The sequence below is a fragment of the Pseudomonadota bacterium genome (assembly GCA_022572885.1).
GTDB lineage: Bacteria > Pseudomonadota > Gammaproteobacteria > Steroidobacterales > MnTg04 > MnTg04.
Window position 1 is genome coordinate 33,933 of record JACZVC010000020.1, and the last position, 18,052, is coordinate 51,984.

Here is an 18,052-nt window from a genome sequence, read left to right on the forward strand (position 1 = left end):
ATGTCCTTCATACTCGATGCACTGCAGAAATCGGAAAATCAGCGCCAGCGGCAACTCGGCCCCGGCCTTGCCACCGTGCGCCGGGGAAAAGTCCGTCAGGCTGTTCCGGTCTGGGTTCCCCTGCTGGCATTCCTGCTGGTCGTCAACATCGTAATACTGGCTTTTGTCATGTGGCCTGGTGAAGTGACAGAACAAGCTGCCGCAGCACAAAGGCAAACCGAAGCCGGCTCGGTTATCGATGATCCAGTGGTCCGGGAAACCGCGGCGCCGGAAAAGCGTGGTGAAATTCGATCCCTTTCCCGGGAAGCTATAGTGGCCGCGCCCAAAGAAAGCGGATTGGCTGTAGTAGCGAACAAGACGCGAGACCGGGGGAGCGCTGGCAGCGTGACCGTCATGACAGAACAGGAAATGGATGAATTCCTGGCCACAGACGAAGCCGCGGCAAAGGCCGATGCAGCCCCTGCCGGGTCGGTAAACGAGTTGCTGTTTGACGAAAATACGCCAGTGGAACTACTGCCGGCAATGCAGGAATTGCAGTTAAGGGGTCTGATCGTATTACCGGATTTACACCTGGATGTGCATGTTTACAGCGACACGGACGATAAGCGTTTTGTTTTTGTCAATATGAAGAAGTACCGTGAGGGAGAGCGCCTTCGCGAAGGTCCGTTGCTCGAATCCATTACTCCGCAAGGAATAATCCTGCGGCACAACGGCCAGCGTTTCATTGTGAACCAGGATTGAGCGCTTGAAGCTGTCCGCCACTGCCAACCGGCGACCGATTGTCGCTATACGCTACCTTGACGGGCACAGATTGTCCCGCGCATTACGCGCCGGCATGCTGAATGTCATCGCCGACCAGGATCGCCTGAACCGCATCAATGTTTTCCCCGTGCCCGACGGTGACACCGGGACCAACCTGACCCTGACGATGCGCACCATGATCGGCGCGCTGAAGCGCAAAAGCAGTGGCCACATTGGCAAGACCCTGATTACCGCAGCCGATGCCGCGCTTGACGGCGCGCGCGGCAATTCAGGCGCGATACTTGCGCAGTTTTTCCAGGGTCTTTGTGATTCGGCGGCCGAATACCCGATTCTGAATACCAGGCAATTCTCCACGGCCGTCGCCAGCGGTGCACAATACGCCGCACAAGCACTGCAGGAACCGGTAGAAGGCACAATCCTGACCGTGCTCAGGGATTACTCCAACGCGGTTGCAAACTGGACCGAAAAACGAGCCGGCTCTGATTTTATCGCCTTGCTTCATCATGGACTGGAACAGGCCAAACGATCACTGGCGAACACGCCGAAACAGCTCGCAGCACTACGCAAGGCAGGGGTAGTGGACGCCGGCGGCCAGGGCTTTGTCGATCTGTTGCAGGGGATACATGATTTTGTCGCTTCGGGTTCGCTGAGACCGGGCTCGGATCTGCCTGAGATCGAAGAATACGAACCCGGGCCTGGCGCCGGTGAGGTCGAAGACCTCGAGTATCGATACTGTACCGAATGCATGGTTAGCGGAACGGAAATCGACCGGCGCAAACTTCGCGAACAGATTTCCGAACTTGGCAACAGCATGGTAATCGCAGGCACCCATCGCAAAGTCAAAATTCATATCCATGTCAATCATCCGCAGGAAGTGTTCGAGCGCGCCGGGAAATTTGGCCGGGTCAGTGCAAGCAAGGCCGATGACATGCATAAACAACAGCTTTCCGCTCACGCACGCGGCAAGGTTGCGGTGATTGCCGACTCGGCGGCCGATATTCCCGACGACCAGTTCGAGAAACTCAACATACACATGGTGCCGGTGCAGCTGCATTTCGGCAATCGCACCTACCTGGACAAGGTCAGCATCACTGCAGACGAATTTCTTGCTTTGCTCGAAAGCCACCCCGAGCATCCACAGACTTCGCAGCCGGCGCCGGGAGACTTTCGGCGACAGTTCGAATTTCTGTGCAGCCACTATGCCGAAGTTATTTCGATCAGCGTGACCGGCGCGGGGAGCGGCACTTACCAGGCTGCGTTGGCAGCGGCCCGCAGGTTGCCGGGCAAGTCGATTACCTGCATCGACAGCCGCAACATATCGATCGGCGAGGGATTGGTTGCCATGTATGCGGCAGAATGTGCGCAGGCAGGCCTCGATGGCGATCGGCTGGTTCGCGCGATAGAGGAAATTATTCCAAAAACGCGCGCATACGCTTTGCTTGGCGATATCGAATACACCGTCAGGGGCGGCCGGGTATCGCGCTGGGTCAAGCAAGTGGCCGGCCTGCTGAGAATTTCACCCATTATCACTGCGGACCGCGACGGCAAAGTCACGCTGGCGGGCTTTTTACCGGGCCGCACCAGCCTGGTCCGGAAGTTTCATCGCTTCGCCTGTAGAAAAATGAAACCCGGGAAAATTTACCGCATCGTGGTCGGCCATGCCGGCTGCCCCGAGCGGGCAAACCGATTGCTGAAATCCCTGCACGAATCCCTACCTGATTTACACTCCGTTCATCTCGCGGAAGTCGGTAGTGGAATTGCCTGTCATGGCGGGCCAGGCACGCTGGCTCTTGGCATTCAGGAATACGATCACCTGCCCGGAGCAGGCAGTGCAGGCCGGCGATCGCCTGCCGATGAACCGAACTGTCTCTAAGCTGTGGTCATAATTCGCACATCGATGGGAAAACCACTGCCACCAGCTTCGTCAGACCAGGGCCTGCTCCAGATCGCCGAGCAAATCGTCTATGTTTTCAATGCCGACCGACATCCTCAGCATGTTTTCCGGCGCCAGGGTGCGCGGCCCTTCGATGGAGGCACGATGCTCGATCAGGGTTTCCACGCCGCCGAGGCTGGTTGCGCGAACCAGCAATTTCAGCCTCGCGAGGAACGCCATTGCCTGCGCGGCGTTGTCGCCGGTACAGAAACTCAGCATGGCGCCGTATCCACTCATTTGCCTGCTTGCCAGTTTGTGGCCCGGATGGCTCGCCAGACCCGGGTAATAAACCCGGGAGACCTGGTCATTGGCCAGCAGGAACTCTGCCAGGCGGGCAGCGTTGTCTGACTGGGCGCGCACTCGCAGGGGCAGGGTCGATAAGCTACGCATCAGCAACCAGCAATCAAATGCCGACGGCACCGCGCCACCTTTGACCTGAAAATCCCGTACCCAGGAAATATTTTCGTCCTCGGCCGCCGCAATCACGACCCCGCCGGTCAGATCGCTGTGACCGCCCAGGTACTTGGTTGCGCTATGAATCACCAGGTCGGCGCCCAACGCCAGCGGGTTTTGCAGTATCGGGGTGGCAAAAGTATTATCGCACGCGAGCAGCAAATTGTGGTCGCGTGCAAGTGCCGCCAGACCGGCGATATCGCACAGCCGCAACAGTGGATTGGTTGGTGTTTCGACCCACAGCAGCCGGCTGTTCGGGCCGATCGAATCTCTTACCTCCGCCAGATCCGTCGTATCGACATGGCGTACGACCACCCCCCAACGGCCGACGATATCGTCGAGCTGTTGCAAAGTGCCATGATATGAATCACGGCAGGCGAGAATCTCGTCGCCGCTTTTCAACAACGAAAACACGGCCAGGGTAGCGGCAGTACCCGAAGAGAAAGCTACCGCCGCCGTTCCCCCTTCCAGGCTTGCAAGCTTTTCTTCGAGGCGCTCGCGACTGGGATTGGCGGCGCGGGCGTAACTATAGCCGCTGGGGTAACTGCCATCCGTCTCCCGCAGGAAAGTGGTGGAAAAAGTAATCCCCGGAGCGATCGCGCCGCTGCCCGGGTCGGGCCGGTGTCCCGCATGCACTGCGCGGGTCTCGAGATGATACTTTTTCATTGTTGTTCCCCTCGCTGTCCCGGCGCTGCCTCAATCAATTCCGAACCCTGGTTCCCCGGGCTGTTCACTTTGCGATCGACCGGCCAGGCAACCATCTCGCCGGCCGGTGACGGCAACAGCATCAACCTGAGCCGATCGGCATCCAGCAACGCGCCCGACAACCAGTCCGTTTGCCGATCCGCGCTCAGGATCACCGGCATCCGATGATGTATGGGCGCAACCAGTTCATTTGCCGTCGTAGTGATAATCGTACAGGACTCCAGGATCTCGCCTCCTTTGTCCCAACTCTCCCACAGCCCGGCAAATGCCATGGGTCGTTGATCCTGCATGCAAATATAATGAGGCTGTTTTACGGCGCCGGTTTTTTGCCACTCGTAAAAGCCGTTGGCCAGCACCAGGCAACGCCTGCTCTTGAGCGCGTTTCTGAAGGATGGTTTTTCAGCGATAGTCTCCGCCCGCGCGTTGATCATGCGGTTGCCGATCGATTTCTCCTGCGCCCAGAACGGCACCAGCCCCCAATGCAGCAGCACCAGTTCCTTGCTGCCATCGCGCCGCCTGATTACGGGGACATCCTGGGTCGGCGCAATGTTGTAGCGCGGCTGCAGATCGAGCTCGCTATCGACGGCAAAATATTGTCGTATTGCTTCGGCCGGTGAATAGAAAGCATACCGCCCGCACATTTTCTTATTCCCGAATTCCCCGGCCGGTTTTCATCAGGTAAAGACTCAAAGAAAAGAGCAGCACGATAAAACCGCTGATAATCATGTATGCCCAGGCAATCGGTATATCGGATACGCCAAGGATTCCGTAGCGAAAGGCGTTGACCATATAGAGAATCGGGTTGGCCTTTGACACCTGCTGCCAGAAATCCGGCAACAGGCTGATGCTGTAAAAGACGCCACCAAGGTAGGTTAACGGCGCAAGAACAAAAGTGGGAATAATCGCAATGTCGTCGAAATCCCTGGCAAAAACGGCGTTGATAAACCCGGCCAGCGAAAAAACGATCGAAGTCAGAAAAACAATGCTAATCGTTATCCAGACATGCTGAACATCTAGTTTGGTAAAAAATAATGCGATTATCGTTACCGCGACGCCGACCATTAGTCCACGCATCAATCCGCCCGCCACATGGCCAATAATAATGAAAGCGTTGGGTAGCGGAGAGACCAGCATCTCTTCGATATGCTTACCGAATTTCGCCCCGAAAAAGGATGAGACCACGTTGCCGTAGGAATTCGTAATGACCGACATCATAATCAGGCCCGGGGCGATGAACTGCATGTAGTCAAAGCCATCCATTTGCCCGATGCGCTTGCCGATCAGGTTGCCGAAAATAATGAAATACAAAGTCATGGTGATCGATGGCGGCAGCAGCGTCTGCATCCAGATCCGCATGATCCGCTTGTATTCCCGATAGACTATGGTCTGCAAACCAATCAGGTCGGCCTTGAGTCTCATGGATCGGTTCCCGGTTCAGCGTCGGCGCCCTGGTGGTTGCCCTTGCTCTCGACCAACCTCATAAACAACTCCTCAAGCCGGTTGGACTTGTTTCTCATACTGCAGGCCGTCAGCCCCAGGGCCGAAAATTTCTCGAAAACCTGGTTCAGGTTTTGGTCCGGCCCGATTTCGATTTCGAGCGAATTTTCGTCCACCTGCCGCACCACGAAACCATCGATCGTCGGTGTCTCGTCGATCTCTTCGCAAAGGTTGAAAACAAAGGTTTCGACCTGCAGCTTGCGCAAAACCCGGCTCATGCGGTCATTAACGACGATCTTCCCCTGGTCGATGATCGCAACATTCCGGCACAGGCTTTCCGCTTCCTCCAGGTAGTGGGTGGTCAGGATGATCGTCGTGCCTTGTTCGTTGATGCGGCGGATGAAATCCCACATGGACCGGCGAATCTCAATGTCGACCCCCGCCGTAGGTTCATCCAGTATAAGCAGGCGGGGCTCATGCACCAGCGCCCGCGCAATCATCAGGCGACGCTTCATGCCACCGGACAAGGTTCGTGATAATTCCTGCCTTTTGTCCCAAAGTTGCAATTGGCGCAGGTATTTTTCCGCCCGCTTCCGCGCCAGGGACCGAGGAATCCCGTAATACCCGGCCTGATTCAGAACGACATTGCTGACTTTTTCGAACTGGTTGAAATTGATTTCCTGTGGCACGACTCCGATGCAGGCTTTTGCGCTATCCAGATCCTCGTCGATATCGTAATCGAAGACGCTGACCATCCCGGCGGTCTTGTTGACCAGCGACGTCACGATACCGATTATTGTGGTCTTGCCGGCGCCATTTGGCCCGAGCAACGCAAAAAAATCACCTTCCTCGACCTCCAGGTCGATACCTTTCAGGGCCTGCACACCGTTGGCATAGGTTTTTTGCAGACCGGATATGGAAAGTGCTTTCATAACAGTTACCAGCTTTGCCCGGGTCGGGTCGGGGTTCAAAATCAGGAAGGGGGAATTCTAGCAAAGCATGAGCAAAGGATACGACACCCGGATGAATCGGCAAGCGTACGAGACGTCGATCGAGTGGTTATGCGGGCGGGACGAGGATTTCAAAAAAGTCGTCAATCGCCACGGTCTGCCGCCGATGTGGCAACGAAAGCCGGGCTTTGTCACGTTGATCCACACCATACTGGAACAACAGGTGTCGCTGGCCAGCGCCAAAGCGGTCTTGAACAAGCTCAGGAAAATCTGTACTCCGCTCGACCCAGAGACTCTGCTTGGGCTGTCGAGCGCGCAACTGGCTTCGGCCGGGTTCAGCCGGCAAAAGATGCGTTATTGCCGCGCGCTCGCGGAGGCCATAGCCAGCGGAGACTTGTATCTCAGGAGACTTCACAAGCTGGATGATGATGCATTCCGCAAGGAAATTACGGCTTACCCCGGTATCGGACCGTGGACCGCGAATGTTTACTTGCTGATGGCGCTGGGCAGACCCGATATCTGGCCGAGCGGAGATCTCGCGCTACAGGCCGCCGCGCAATCGCTGAAAAACCTGAAAACGAGGCCATCGCCGGAAAAACTGGACCGGATCGGCGAGAAATGGCGGCCCTATCGTTCCTCGGCGGCGCGCATACTGTGGCATCACTACCAAAAAAACTGAGCTTATGATTCTGAAACGCATATGGCCTTTCCTTGTAATTCTGGCTCTTGGCATGGTGCAGTTGGCCGTGTACTACCCGCAATTGCCGGAGACGATGTCCGTTCACTTCAACAAAGACGGGCTGGCCAACGGGTGGTCGAGCCGCAAAGTTTATTTCTCCATACAGATCGGCCTGCTGGTCATGCTGACTGGGATCGCGGTGTTTGCGCCGCTGTGGAGCCTCCGACCCGGAATGAAGTTTCACCTGCCAAACCGCGAGTATTGGCTGGCCAAGGAAAGAAAAGAGGAAACGATGGCCTGGGTAGAAAACAGTTATCGCAAATTGTTTCTGCTATCGATGATCCTGATGTTACTGGTCAGCGAGCAGGTGTTGAGGGCGAATCTCAGTCAGCCTGTGCGCCTGGACTCTACCCTGTTTCTGGTGGCGCTAGGCATATATTTTCTGATCATCGCCGCGTGGCTGATCCGGCTGTTCAGAAGATTTCGCAGACCGTGACCAGCAACAACCGGTATCAAAGCCGATGAGTCCCATGCAAATAGCAAGGATCAGCGTCTGATGCTGCTGTTCTTACATGCATTGCATGCCTCGCCGCATGGTGAAATGGAACTGAATCAAACTCTGCACCCACGCCGAGCAATGCTTCTCCAATCAAACCCTCGCCGGCCGGAGCGATACAACCGATCAGCGCCTGTCCGTATAACAATGCCGTACCGATAACAAATACCCTGATCACGATTTCCCCTCTTGCCTCCTGTCATATGATGCGTCGGCCGGGAAGGAGTTCTAGCGCCCTGTCGTATGCAGGCCTCCCGCTGCCGCAGCAAGCAACTGCATACCCTGCAGGCGGGTCGATTTCAGGACAAATTCTCCCGGGTCCCTGGCCGCCCTGACCAGGCCTTGCCAAAAAAGAGGCGCCCACAGGAAATTCGCACGCAGACGCAGCTTCCCCTGGCACTCCTGGGCTCTGAGCATGTTGATCGAGCACCTCAGCAGCTTCTGGCGCTCGGCTTCACCGACACCCAGAACCAGCGAACTCGTCTCGCTACCGGCGCCCGCAAGCGAACGGCAAAAAGTCGCCGCCAGCAAAACCAGGGCGGAGTCGTCGCGCATGGCACCTTCCCGGTATACCGAGGACGGTTCCGCGCTCAGCAAATGGTCTGAAAAATCGACCCGAAAAAGGGCGAAGGGACCGCCCGCCAGTCGGTTTATCGCCCTTGCATCAAGTTTTCGCAGGCCACACGGCGGCGGCCGGCGTATTTCATGCCGCACCGGCGATGAGATACAGCGGTCGATAAAGGACAGGTTCAAATCCATCAAGTCCATGCATTGTTCCGCCTTGAGAATCATGTGGTGCTGGCTTGTTTGGCCATATTCGTTGGTGTCCATAGTGCAATCTCCCCTGTTTGCACAAAAATAGTGGTTGAAAAAGCCCATATAAAGAGTAGTATCTCCCTAAAATGGTCAAAAAGGAACAGTTAAGGCGAAAATATGAAAGTTACCGAAGAACGATATCTCAGGGAGCGACAATGCTTCGACCTTGCAATCAGGATGATCGGGCATGAGGCAAGAACCCAGACCATACAAAGCTGTACCCACCTGTCCGAAGACCGAATCCGCAAGCTTTACCGCAATTTCTTCAAATTCTCGGCCTCGAGCAATGTCCGCCGGCACCGTGGCAAGGCGCCCAGACGGTGTGAATATTTTGTCGAAACGCTGGCAACACAAGTTGAAGCGGCCACCCTCGCCGCGCTTTTTATCACCGGCGGCATGCTGATCCGGAAAACGAGTCCGCTCATGCGGGAAAAAAACCTCGGCTTTGGCCACGCCTTTTGCCGGGTCTACGATCGCTTCCTCGACTTTCATCCGTCTCCACGCATCAGCTTCGACCACGGTTGGTTCCTGCTCGAGGCGTTACTTGAAGGGGACGAGCTGGCTTTGCGCGCTTGCGCGATCTGCAACAATTGGTACCCGCATGACATCCTTGGCCTGCGCCCATTGAAATGCCCCGGGTGCCGCGTCCTCAAGCTGGGCTAAGCCGGCAAAACCGGAATCGCCAGCGCTCACGGCGAGGATGGTTCCTGCCGGTATAATCCCAGCCGGGGGAGCAACGATGCCAAGCAAACCACATTTTTTCGCCAGTCACTCTTTCGAGCGCATGGCCCATCGGCGCGGTCAGGACGTCTGGCTGGAACCAATCCGCCGCAGCGGCAAAAGCCAGCCACCATGGCCGGAAACCGCAGACTGGCTGCGAAAGTAAGCACAGGCGTAGATTATGTGCCTGGTACTCATGGCCTATGAGCATCACCCGCGCTATCGCCTGGTGCTGGCAGCCAACCGGGATGAGTTTCATGAGCGGCCGAGCCAGTCCGCGCATTGGTGGCAAGAGCACCCGGGGCTCCTGGCGGGGCGGGATCTGGAAGCCGGCGGCACGTGGCTCGGTGTGAACCGGAGCGGACGGCTGGCGCTGGTGACGAATTTCCGCGAGCCTGGCGCCCGCGCCCCTGGAAAGCGCAGCCGAGGCGAGCTGGTCAGGGACTTCCTCACAACCGACCTGCCGGTTGCAGAGTTTGCCGCAGACTTGTCGGCCAATGTTTCTGATTACAGTGGTTTTAACCTGGTCGTTTTCGATGGCAAAGACTGCCTGTATTTGTGCAATCGCGGTGAATTTCAGCAAGCCCTGCAACCGGGAGTCCACGGACTAAGCAACCATCGCCTGGATACGGCCTGGCCAAAAGTCGAGAAAACACGCCATCGGTTTGCCGATACCCTGTCGTCTGCTGATATCGATAAAGCAGAATTATTTTCCATAATTGGTGATAATCGCCCATCTGATGATAAGATATTGGCCGATACCGGGACCGGCCGTGATCTGGAAAGATTGCTGTCGGCACCGTTTGTCATTAGCCCCGGATATGGCACCCGCTGCTCTACGCTGGTGTTGTGGGACAACTCCGGTGAGATTCATTTTAGCGAACGCAGTTTTACGCCAGCCGGCAAAATGGACCAGGAAAAGACCTACAAAATCCGGCTCGACTGAAAAGGACCAGTAATGAAGGATGGCGCTAGCGACGAAGTAAAAGTTTCACCGTATGGATCGTGGTCCTCATCGCTGAGCCTGGACCAGATGGTCGAGGACGTGGTGCGTCTCGCTGAACCCACCGTCGATGGCGGCACGCTGTACTGGATAGAAACCCGGCCATCGGAGCAAGGCCGCAATGTCCTGGTTACCTGCGCCCCGGGCCAGGAACAGACCTACCTGACCCCGGTTGATTACAGCGTGCGCAGCCGGGCACACGAATATGGCGGCGGCAGTTACCTGGCCAGGGGCGGCAGAGTCTGGTTCGTAAACGACAACGATCAATGCATCTACACCCAGGTCCTGCCGGCTGGATCGCCGGAACGTCTGACTGCAGCGGGTACGATGCGCTTTGCCGACATGGAACTGGACCAGGCGCGTAACCGGCTGCTAGCCGTCTGCGAAGATCACGGCAAAGACGGCGATCCGGAAAATCTGATCGTCGGTGTCGATCTGGATACCGGCGAAATCAGCGTCCTGGTTAGTGGCGCCGATTTCTACAGCAACCCGCGGCTGTCGCCGGACGGTTCGAGACTGAGCTGGTTGTGCTGGAATCATCCGAATCTCCCGTGGGATACGACGGAGCTCTGGCTGGCCAAGGTTGGCGCGGACGGCGAAATTCGCGAGCAAAAATGCGTAAGCCTGGCCAAGGATGAGTCTGTATTCCAACCGCAATGGTCGCCTGATGGTGAACTCTATTTTGTTTCAGATCGCAGCGGCTGGTGGAACCTGTTTCGTTTCCGAAACGATGTTGCGGAAGTCGTCATCCCGGAGCAGGCGGAATGCGGTTTGCCACAGTGGGTATTCGGCATGTCCACTTACGCCTTTCCTTCTCCTGGTCAGGTCGTGGTTGCAACCACCCGCAACGGATCGTGGCAACTCAGCAGATTCGATCTTGAAACAGGTCAGCGGGAAGCGCTGGCGGGTGGCTGGACTTCGATAGACGGTGTTGCAGCCGCCGCTGGGAACATTCTGATGCTGGCGGGCGGCGGTTCCCGCGCGCTCAGCGTCGTTTCAATAAACGCCTCAGGCAAGGAAACCGTACTTAAATGTGCAATCGACGGCACCCTGGATCAGTCTGCGATCAGTAAGCCCCAGGCCATCACTTTCGCGACTTCGGACGGAGACCAGGCTCATGGCTTTTTTTATCCACCCGCCAATCCTGTGTTTCGCGGCCCCAACAACGAAAAGCCGCCGCTGCTTTTAATTTGCCATGGCGGCCCGACTTCGGCGACCGCAACCACTCTCAAACTGGACATACAATTCTGGACCAGCCGCGGTTTTGCTGTATTTGATGTGAACTACCGCGGCAGCACCGGCTATGGCAGGAGCTACCGGCAGAAGCTCTATGGCACATGGGGTCTGGCCGATGTCGATGACTGTATACACGGCGCCAGGTATCTTGTTCAGCAAGGCCTGGTAGACCCCAAGCGCATGGCGATCCGCGGCGGCAGCGCCGGCGGCTATACGGTATTGAGCGCGCTGACTGGTCACGATGAATTCAGCGCCGGCTCCAGTTTCTTCGGCATCGGCGACCTGGAAAGCATGTTCGAGACGACCCACAAATTCGAAGCCAGCTACGACCATTGGCTGATCGGCCCAAGAGAAACTCGCAAGGCGATCGTCGAGCAGCGCTCACCGATAAACTTTGCCGACCGGATCAAATGCCCGGTCATATTCTTCCAGGGTCTGGATGATAAAGTCGTGTCGCCGGATCAATCCGTATCGATGGTGCAGGCGTTGAAAGACAACAAGGTTCCGGTAGCCTACATCGAGTATGCAGGCGAAGGGCACGGCTTTCGCCAGTCGCAGAATATTCGGCGCAGCTACGAAGCCGAGTTATATTTCTTCGGCAAAGTCATGGGTTTTGAACCAGCCGACAAACTGAACGCCGTCGAGATCACCCACCTTTAATTCAGCGCTTTTCCAGAACGCGGCTCAGCCAGCGGCCGATGTCCTGGATCTCCGCCTGGCACACGCCATGGGCCACCAGATAACTGCGCCACTCAACCGAGTAGCCTTGCTGGATCAGAAAATCGCGCGCATTCTCGCCCAGGGCCTGCGGCAAAACCGGATCCATGCTGCCGTGGGCGAGCAATACCGGTGTGGCCAGATTCTCCTGGCTGCACGATTTCTCGAAACCCTTTTGCAACGGCAGGTAACAAGATAATCCCATGATCCCGGCCAGGCGGCGTGGATAAGCCAGGCCTGCCTGCAAGGCAATCGCGCCACCTTGTGAAAAACCGGCCAGCACGGTGCGCTGAGGAGAAATACCTCGTTGCTGCTCCCGTTTGAGCAGGGCCTCGACACTCTGCTGACTATCCCGCATACCGGCTTCGTCAACCGGCCCGCCGCGCTCGAAGGAGTAGATGTCATACCAGGCACGCATGGCCATGCCATTGTTTATCGTGACGTTCCTGACCGGCGCGTGCGGGAATACGTAGCGCACCGGGAACGGCAAATCGAGTTCGGGAACGATGGACTCGAAATCGTGCCCGTCTGCGCCAAGACCGTGCAACCACAAGACAGAAGCTTCGGGTTCCTCCCCTGTTTCGATTTCCACGGTTTGCAAATATTCGTCCAAGTGATCCTCCAATCTTCGCTGAACAGGCAAAACAGCAGCGATATTAGCCCAGATTATTGACCAATGCGCTCGCGCCGTTGCTCCGGTTGCAGCGGACCAACCGCCAGCGTGGCTGGGCTATACTCTGGGCAAACAAATCATCGAGGCCGAAATGAAAAAACACTCGCCGTTCCCAGCCGCTTTTTTTGCCGCGTTGCCGCTCCTGTCCGGTTGCGGGCAGAGCGGTGACTTGTACCTGCCGACAGACCCTGAACCTGAAACGACAATCAGCAGCGCCGATGAACGACCGCCCGAAACGGCAAAAGACAGCCAGGATGACGACGCGCAGGATCAACCCTGAGCATGCCTGAAAAGAGAAAAGTCCTGGTCCTGGTTGACGGATCCAGTTACCTCTATCGCGCGTTTCACGCCCTGCCGCCGCTAACCACATCGAAAGGCGAACCGACCGGCGCAATCCACGGCGTGCTCAATATGCTGCAAAAACTGATCCGTGATTATCAGCCCGAGCATATCGCGGTGGTTTTCGATGCGGGTGGCAAGACTTTCAGGGACGAGATGTACGAGGATTACAAGGCGAACCGCCCGCCCATGCCCGACGAACTTCGCTCACAGATCGATCCGATACTCGAGGCGGTCAGGGCCATGGGCTTACCGCTGCTGCAAACCCCGGGTGTCGAGGCCGATGACGTGATCGGCACGCTGGCGCGCTGGGCGGACCAGGAAAACATGGTCACGGTCATATCAACCGGCGACAAGGACATGGCGCAACTGGTCAACGACAACATTTCGCTGGTCAACACGATGACCGGCAAAACCATGGATCGAGATGGCGTCAAGGACAAGTTCGATGTTTACCCGGAGCAGATCGTGGATTTTCTGGCCCTGACCGGCGACAGCTCCGATAATATCCCCGGCGTCCCGAAAGTCGGACCGAAGACCGCGGCCAAATGGCTGAACCAGTATGCAACGCTGGACAAAATCGTGGCCAACGCCGATCAGATCAAGGGCAAGGTCGGCGAAAGTCTGCGTGAAAATCTCGAACAGTTAGAATTGTCGCGCAAGCTCGCGACGATACGCTGCGATCTCGATCTGGACCAGGGCGCGCAGGATCTTGCGCCGGGCAAGCCGGATATCGATAGACTCAGAAAGCTGTATCAGCGCCTGGAGATGAACTCGTTGTTGCGCAAGCTGCCGGAACCGGAAGTAGAGGCAACCGCTGCCAAACCGGTCAGCGGCAAATACCAGACCATTTTTACGCACAAGGATTTTTCCGTCTGGCTCAAAAAGCTGGAGCAGGCGCAGCTGATCGCTATCGATACCGAAACCGACAGTCTCGACTACATGAACGCCCAGATCGTCGGGCTGTCTTTTGCGGTCGAGGAAGGTGAGGCGGCCTACCTGCCGGTGGCTCACGATTACCCGGGTGCGCCGGACCAGTTGTCACGTGACGAAGTGCTCGCGACCCTGCAGCCGCTACTTGAAAACCCGAAATTGCAAAAAGTCGGTCATCATCTGAAATACGACGCGCACATACTGGCCAATTACGGAATCCGCATGAGGGGCATGAAATATGACTCGATGCTCGAATCCTACGTGTTGAACAGCACGGCGACCCGCCACGACATGGATTCGGTTGCCAGGCGATACCTCGGCGCCAAGACTATTTCTTTTGAGGATGTCGCCGGCAAGGGCGCGAAGCAACTGACCTTCAACCAAGTCTCTTTGGAGCAGGCCGGACCGTACGCGGCAGAGGATGCGGACATTAGCTTGCGCTTGCACCACGAGTTGTGGCGCCAACTGAAAGCTGTGCCAAAACTCTGCGCCTTGTACGAGGAAATCGAGCAGCCGCTGGTCCCGGTCCTGCTGCGGATGGAGCGCACCGGCGTATTGCTGGATGCCGATCTGCTGCGAGAGCAGAGCGCGGAAATCGCCGTGCGTCTGCAGGAACTGGAAAAACAATCCCATGAAGCCGCCGGCCAGCCGTTCAACCTGGGATCGCCAAAACAACTGCAGGAAATACTGTTCGAGAAACAACAGCTGCCAATTATTCGGAAAACGCCCAAAGGGCAACCGTCGACTGCAGAGGACGTACTCCAGGAACTCGCCGCGGACTATGAGCTGCCCCGGTTGATTCTCGACTACCGGATGCTGTCCAAGCTCAAATCCACCTATACCGACCGCCTGCCCGAGCAAATCAACCCGCGCACCGGCCGCGTACACACTTCGTACCACCAGGCAGTCACGGCGACCGGCCGCTTGTCATCGAGCGACCCGAATCTGCAGAATATCCCGATCCGGACCGCAGAAGGCCGGCGCATTCGCCAGGCTTTTGTCGCCCCGGATGGGCGTCGGCTTCTCGCCGCCGACTATTCCCAGATCGAGTTGAGAATCATGGCTCACCTGTCAGGCGACGAGGGCCTTTTGCAAGCCTTTGCCGATGACCAGGATATCCACCGCGCGACCGCGGCCGAAGTGTTCTCGGTTGCCCTCGATGAGGTCAGCGATGATCAGCGTCGTTCAGCCAAGGCGATTAATTTTGGCTTGATATACGGGATGTCGGCATTTGGCCTGGCGCGCCAACTGAACATCAGGCGCGGTGAAGCGCAAGATTACGTAGACCTCTACTTCGACCGCTACCCGGGCGTCAGGGCATATATGGACAACACCCGCCAACTGGCCAGGGAGCAAGGCTATGTCGAGACTGTTTTCGGCCGCCGCCTGTACCTGCCTGAGATCAACGCACGCAATTCGCAACGACGACAGTACGCCGAGCGCAGCGCGATCAACGCACCGATGCAGGGCACCGCGGCCGATATCATCAAAATGGCGATGATCCAGGTCGATGACTGGATCCAGCGTGAAGCCACGGACATCAGCCTGCTGATGCAGGTTCACGACGAACTGGTTCTGGAAGTCCCCGAGTCCCGGGTCGAGGAGGCCGGCGAGCGTATTCGGGAACTGATGACCAGCGCTGCAACGCTAAATGTTCCCCTGAAAGTCGATCTGGGCTTCGGTGAGAACTGGGACGAAGCTCATTAGTCTGCCGGTCCGGCTGCCGTCGCGTCGGTGATCTAGAAACTGGTCCAAGCCCGGAACTTTCTTGCATCGCGGCACTCTTACTGAATGAGCGCAGAAATGCAGCTCGCTTGCTTACCTCCCTGAGCAAGCTAGCACCCGGCATCCCCATTCCGGGTTCATTTCCCCGGTGCAATTTAGCCCCGGGGATTTTTTTGCCGGTAATTTGCGCTGGCGACCGGCTGCCGATTCAGCAAGGCCATCAGCGCTTCCCGCGCCTGATCGATGCCAGATTTCTTGGTAGCCGAAAACAACTGGACCGATGTTTCCGCGTCAACCGCGGACCTGACCTCGTGTAGCATCGCCGAGGCCTTTCCGCGGCTAAGTTTGTCGGCCTTGGTCAGCAAAATATGGGTCAGGCAACCAACACCCTCGGACCAGGCCAGCATCTGGCGGTCGAACTCGGTCAGCGGCCTGCGTGCATCCATCACCAGGATCAGGCCCGCCAATGATCTTCTTTGCCTAAAGTAGGCCTCCATCAAGTGCCGCCAGTGTCGCCTCACTGCTGCGGGAACTCGCGCATAACCATAACCGGGCAAATCGACCAGGCGATCGCCATCCGGCAAGGCAAAGAAATTGACCAACTGGGTGCGCCCCGGCGTCTTGCTGGTTCGTGCCAGGCTCTTCCTGCCGGCAATCGCGTTCAGGGCGCTGGACTTGCCGACATTGGAGCGGCCCGCAAAAGCCACTTCGCTGCCCTTATCCGGCGGAAACTGCGCCGGCCGGTTGGCGCTGATCACGAATTCGGCCTGGTTGAATGGAGACATTATGTCGTTCTATGGTGGACTGAAATAAAGGCTTTTAGTGTACAATGCTGCGCTTGCGACAACCCGTCTATTTTCCAGCGCGGGGGCCAAAAAGACGGGGGAGGCTGAGCACAATGTATCGCATGTTTATTATTGCCGTATTGTCGATGTTCAGCCAGAACATCGCTCTAGCCGAGGGATCGGTTGAAGCAGGCAAACAAAAATCCGCAGCCTGTGCCGCCTGCCACGGCGCGGACGGCAACAGCGTAAACCCGGCCTGGCCGCGGCTGGCCGGTCAGAATCAGAGATACCTGATCGAGCAACTGGAAGGCTTCAAGAATGGCGATCGCCAGGACCCGTTGATGACGCCGCTTGCGATGATACTGTCCGATCAGGACATGGCAGACCTGGCGGCCTTTTACGAGGCACAGGAATCCGGGCATGGCGAGGCCGACCTCGCACTGGTCCCTCTTGGTCAGAAAATCTACCGGGCAGGCGTCGTGGGGGAGGCCATTATTCCGGCCTGCTATGCGTGTCATGGACCGAATGGTCACGGCGTGGCGCCGGCCGGATATCCGGCGCTGGGCGGTCAGCATGCAGCCTATACCGAAGCCCAGCTCAGGGCCTTTCGTTCCGGCGCGCGCCGGACCGATCCAGACCAGCAAATGCGCAACGTAGCGGCCCGCCTGAGCGATGAGGAAATCATCGCCGTGGCTTCCTATTTGCAGGGATTGCATTGACCATCATTGCTATACACCAGACCACGGAACATAAATCATGAATCTGAAAACGCTACTGATTCTTTTTCTTTTCGCCCTCGGCAGCGCTTGTTCGGATAGCGCGGATCAGGCCTTGAGTACTGCCGTAGAAATCCCGGCGGAGCAAATTGCCGAAACCGATGCCACGGAAGCGGCGGACGCCACAGCGGAGATGGCGATCGAAGAAGAAGAGCAGGTAATCGCCGCGGGCGAATCCGATGACGCCGCCGAAGAAGAGCCCAAAGCCAGCGAGAAAATCGTCCTTGCCCAGGCGGACCCGGACCCATCGCAAGCGGCTCGCGAGTCCCGATTTATCGATGGCAAGCATTACACGTCGCTGATACCGGCGCAGCCGACTTCAAGCCCGCCCGAGAAGATCGAAGTCGCGGAAGTGTTTATGTTCAGCTGTCCGCATTGCTACAACTTCCAGCCGCATATTCAACAGTGGCTAAAAAACAAAGCCTCATACGTCGAATTCGTACGCATCCCGGCGACTTTCAACCCGCTGGCGCGCGAACACTCACGCGCTTATTACGCGGCGGTACAACTGGGTATAGCGGAACAAATCTCGATACCGTTTTTCCGCGAATTTCACAGCAACAGAAATCCGCTGAATACCCCGGATCGGCTCACCAAGTTCTTCTCCGGCTTCGGTATCAGCGAGCAAGATTTTCTCAAGGCGTTCAACTCCTTCGAAGTGGATTCGAAGGTACGCCAGGCAGACAAGCTGACCCGGCGTTACCAGATCAGCGGCGTGCCTGCGGTGGTCATCAACGGGAAGTATGTATCGGCCGCCGACAAGGTCGGCGGCTATGAAAACCTGATCGCGCTGATGGATGACCTGGCCGCGCAGGAAAATCGCGAGCGCAACTAATCGGCCGTTCTTGAGCAAG

Annotated in this window: 19 protein-coding genes; 12 read left to right on the top strand and 7 right to left on the bottom strand. The window is 57.1% G+C overall.

What is annotated here, in order from left to right; all coding sequences use genetic code 11:
- Both IIA05_08725 and IIA05_08730 read left to right on the top strand, forming a co-directional pair.
- A complete protein-coding gene (locus IIA05_08725; protein MCH9027182.1) occupies positions 1 to 741 on the top strand; it encodes a general secretion pathway protein GspB in 741 nt (246 codons plus the stop codon).
- A 4-nt stretch (positions 742 to 745) separates the two neighbouring features.
- On the top strand, positions 746 to 2,635 hold the full coding sequence (locus tag IIA05_08730; protein ID MCH9027183.1) for a DegV family EDD domain-containing protein: 1,890 nt from the start codon (positions 746 to 748) through the stop codon (positions 2,633 to 2,635).
- Positions 2,636 to 2,686: 51 nt separating this feature from the next.
- Here the strand turns inward: IIA05_08730 and IIA05_08735 are convergent, their stop codons facing one another.
- The 4 genes from IIA05_08735 to IIA05_08750 are packed head-to-tail and all read right to left on the bottom strand — an operon-like array spanning position 2,687 to position 6,222.
- Positions 2,687 to 3,814, bottom strand: a complete 1,128-nt coding sequence (locus tag IIA05_08735) for an aminotransferase class V-fold PLP-dependent enzyme (GenBank protein MCH9027184.1) — start codon at positions 3,812 to 3,814, stop codon at positions 2,687 to 2,689.
- Positions 3,811 to 4,494, bottom strand: a complete 684-nt coding sequence (locus IIA05_08740) for an SOS response-associated peptidase (GenBank protein ID MCH9027185.1) — start codon at positions 4,492 to 4,494, stop codon at positions 3,811 to 3,813. Before IIA05_08740 ends, IIA05_08735 begins: the two co-directional genes overlap by 4 nt.
- A 4-nt stretch (positions 4,495 to 4,498) precedes the next feature.
- Positions 4,499 to 5,272 (bottom strand): ABC transporter permease, encoded by a 774-nt coding sequence (locus IIA05_08745; GenBank protein ID MCH9027186.1) that lies wholly within the window; start codon positions 5,270 to 5,272, stop codon positions 4,499 to 4,501.
- A complete protein-coding gene (locus IIA05_08750; GenBank protein ID MCH9027187.1) occupies positions 5,269 to 6,222 on the bottom strand; it encodes an ABC transporter ATP-binding protein in 954 nt (317 codons plus the stop codon). Before IIA05_08750 ends, IIA05_08745 begins: the two co-directional genes overlap by 4 nt.
- 67 nt (positions 6,223 to 6,289) lie before the next feature.
- Here IIA05_08750 and IIA05_08755 point away from each other — a divergent pair, with 67 nt between their 5' ends.
- Both IIA05_08755 and IIA05_08760 read left to right on the top strand, forming a co-directional pair.
- The gene (locus tag IIA05_08755; protein ID MCH9027188.1) at positions 6,290 to 6,919 is read left to right on the top strand and encodes a DNA-3-methyladenine glycosylase 2 family protein; all 630 of its coding nucleotides are present in this window, start codon (positions 6,290 to 6,292) and stop codon (positions 6,917 to 6,919) included.
- Positions 6,920 to 6,923: 4 nt separating this feature from the next.
- Positions 6,924 to 7,415 (top strand): DUF1648 domain-containing protein, encoded by a 492-nt coding sequence (locus IIA05_08760; protein MCH9027189.1) that lies wholly within the window; start codon positions 6,924 to 6,926, stop codon positions 7,413 to 7,415.
- Between the two features lie 288 nt (positions 7,416 to 7,703).
- Here the strand turns inward: IIA05_08760 and IIA05_08765 are convergent, their stop codons facing one another.
- The gene (locus tag IIA05_08765; protein ID MCH9027190.1) at positions 7,704 to 8,306 is read right to left on the bottom strand and encodes a hypothetical protein; all 603 of its coding nucleotides are present in this window, start codon (positions 8,304 to 8,306) and stop codon (positions 7,704 to 7,706) included.
- Positions 8,307 to 8,408: 102 nt separating this feature from the next.
- On the opposite strand from IIA05_08765, the gene IIA05_08770 reads away from it, so the two are divergent.
- From IIA05_08770 to IIA05_08785, 4 genes are all read left to right on the top strand, one after another.
- A complete protein-coding gene (locus IIA05_08770) occupies positions 8,409 to 8,954 on the top strand; it encodes a hypothetical protein (protein ID MCH9027191.1) in 546 nt (181 codons plus the stop codon).
- A gap of 76 nt (positions 8,955 to 9,030) precedes the next feature.
- Positions 9,031 to 9,177: a hypothetical protein gene (locus IIA05_08775; GenBank protein MCH9027192.1), complete on the top strand. Its 147-nt coding sequence runs from the start codon at positions 9,031 to 9,033 to the stop codon at positions 9,175 to 9,177.
- 15 nt (positions 9,178 to 9,192) lie between these two features.
- The gene (locus IIA05_08780; protein MCH9027193.1) at positions 9,193 to 9,957 is read left to right on the top strand and encodes an NRDE family protein; all 765 of its coding nucleotides are present in this window, start codon (positions 9,193 to 9,195) and stop codon (positions 9,955 to 9,957) included.
- A 12-nt stretch (positions 9,958 to 9,969) separates the two neighbouring features.
- A complete protein-coding gene (locus IIA05_08785; protein ID MCH9027194.1) occupies positions 9,970 to 11,910 on the top strand; it encodes a S9 family peptidase in 1,941 nt (646 codons plus the stop codon).
- A 1-nt stretch (position 11,911) separates the two neighbouring features.
- Here IIA05_08785 and IIA05_08790 read toward each other — a convergent pair whose 3' ends face one another.
- Entirely contained in the window at positions 11,912 to 12,580 is a 669-nt protein-coding gene (locus IIA05_08790) for an alpha/beta hydrolase fold domain-containing protein (protein ID MCH9027195.1), read from the bottom strand.
- A 151-nt stretch (positions 12,581 to 12,731) separates the two neighbouring features.
- On the opposite strand from IIA05_08790, the gene IIA05_08795 reads away from it, so the two are divergent.
- The gene (locus IIA05_08795) at positions 12,732 to 12,920 is read left to right on the top strand and encodes a lipoprotein (GenBank protein MCH9027196.1); all 189 of its coding nucleotides are present in this window, start codon (positions 12,732 to 12,734) and stop codon (positions 12,918 to 12,920) included.
- A 2-nt stretch (positions 12,921 to 12,922) separates the two neighbouring features.
- Complete coding sequence (gene polA / locus IIA05_08800; GenBank protein ID MCH9027197.1) at positions 12,923 to 15,619, top strand: DNA polymerase I; 2,697 nt, start codon at positions 12,923 to 12,925, stop codon at positions 15,617 to 15,619.
- A 173-nt stretch (positions 15,620 to 15,792) separates the two neighbouring features.
- Here polA and IIA05_08805 read toward each other — a convergent pair whose 3' ends face one another.
- Positions 15,793 to 16,422, bottom strand: a complete 630-nt coding sequence (locus tag IIA05_08805; protein MCH9027198.1) for a YihA family ribosome biogenesis GTP-binding protein — start codon at positions 16,420 to 16,422, stop codon at positions 15,793 to 15,795.
- A gap of 113 nt (positions 16,423 to 16,535) precedes the next feature.
- Between IIA05_08805 and IIA05_08810 the strand changes: the two genes are divergently transcribed.
- Both IIA05_08810 and IIA05_08815 read left to right on the top strand, forming a co-directional pair.
- Positions 16,536 to 17,141: a cytochrome c4 gene (locus IIA05_08810; GenBank protein MCH9027199.1), complete on the top strand. Its 606-nt coding sequence runs from the start codon at positions 16,536 to 16,538 to the stop codon at positions 17,139 to 17,141.
- Positions 17,142 to 17,178: 37 nt separating this feature from the next.
- Complete coding sequence (locus IIA05_08815; protein ID MCH9027200.1) at positions 17,179 to 18,033, top strand: thiol:disulfide interchange protein DsbA/DsbL; 855 nt, start codon at positions 17,179 to 17,181, stop codon at positions 18,031 to 18,033.
- Positions 18,034 to 18,052: the final 19 nt, after the last annotated feature.

What these genes read in the sequence shown, in the direction of transcription:
- IIA05_08810 (MCH9027199.1), top strand. Translation starts at nt 16,536, where the DNA reads ATGTATCGCATGTTTATTATTGCCGTATTGTCGATGTTCAGCCAGAAC.
- IIA05_08740 (MCH9027185.1), bottom strand. Translation starts at nt 4,494, where the DNA reads ATGTGCGGGCGGTATGCTTTCTATTCACCGGCCGAAGCAATACGACAA.
- IIA05_08785 (MCH9027194.1), top strand. Translation starts at nt 9,970, where the DNA reads ATGAAGGATGGCGCTAGCGACGAAGTAAAAGTTTCACCGTATGGATCG.
- IIA05_08735 (MCH9027184.1), bottom strand. Translation starts at nt 3,814, where the DNA reads ATGAAAAAGTATCATCTCGAGACCCGCGCAGTGCATGCGGGACACCGG.
- IIA05_08795 (MCH9027196.1), top strand. Translation starts at nt 12,732, where the DNA reads ATGAAAAAACACTCGCCGTTCCCAGCCGCTTTTTTTGCCGCGTTGCCG.
- IIA05_08750 (MCH9027187.1), bottom strand. Translation starts at nt 6,222, where the DNA reads ATGAAAGCACTTTCCATATCCGGTCTGCAAAAAACCTATGCCAACGGT.
- IIA05_08780 (MCH9027193.1), top strand. Translation starts at nt 9,193, where the DNA reads ATGTGCCTGGTACTCATGGCCTATGAGCATCACCCGCGCTATCGCCTG.
- IIA05_08745 (MCH9027186.1), bottom strand. Translation starts at nt 5,272, where the DNA reads ATGAGACTCAAGGCCGACCTGATTGGTTTGCAGACCATAGTCTATCGG.
- polA (MCH9027197.1), top strand. Translation starts at nt 12,923, where the DNA reads ATGCCTGAAAAGAGAAAAGTCCTGGTCCTGGTTGACGGATCCAGTTAC.
- IIA05_08760 (MCH9027189.1), top strand. Translation starts at nt 6,924, where the DNA reads ATGATTCTGAAACGCATATGGCCTTTCCTTGTAATTCTGGCTCTTGGC.
- IIA05_08775 (MCH9027192.1), top strand. Translation starts at nt 9,031, where the DNA reads ATGCCAAGCAAACCACATTTTTTCGCCAGTCACTCTTTCGAGCGCATG.
- IIA05_08805 (MCH9027198.1), bottom strand. Translation starts at nt 16,422, where the DNA reads ATGTCTCCATTCAACCAGGCCGAATTCGTGATCAGCGCCAACCGGCCG.
- IIA05_08755 (MCH9027188.1), top strand. Translation starts at nt 6,290, where the DNA reads ATGAGCAAAGGATACGACACCCGGATGAATCGGCAAGCGTACGAGACG.
- IIA05_08725 (MCH9027182.1), top strand. Translation starts at nt 1, where the DNA reads ATGTCCTTCATACTCGATGCACTGCAGAAATCGGAAAATCAGCGCCAG.
- IIA05_08770 (MCH9027191.1), top strand. Translation starts at nt 8,409, where the DNA reads ATGAAAGTTACCGAAGAACGATATCTCAGGGAGCGACAATGCTTCGAC.
- IIA05_08765 (MCH9027190.1), bottom strand. Translation starts at nt 8,306, where the DNA reads ATGGACACCAACGAATATGGCCAAACAAGCCAGCACCACATGATTCTC.
- IIA05_08815 (MCH9027200.1), top strand. Translation starts at nt 17,179, where the DNA reads ATGAATCTGAAAACGCTACTGATTCTTTTTCTTTTCGCCCTCGGCAGC.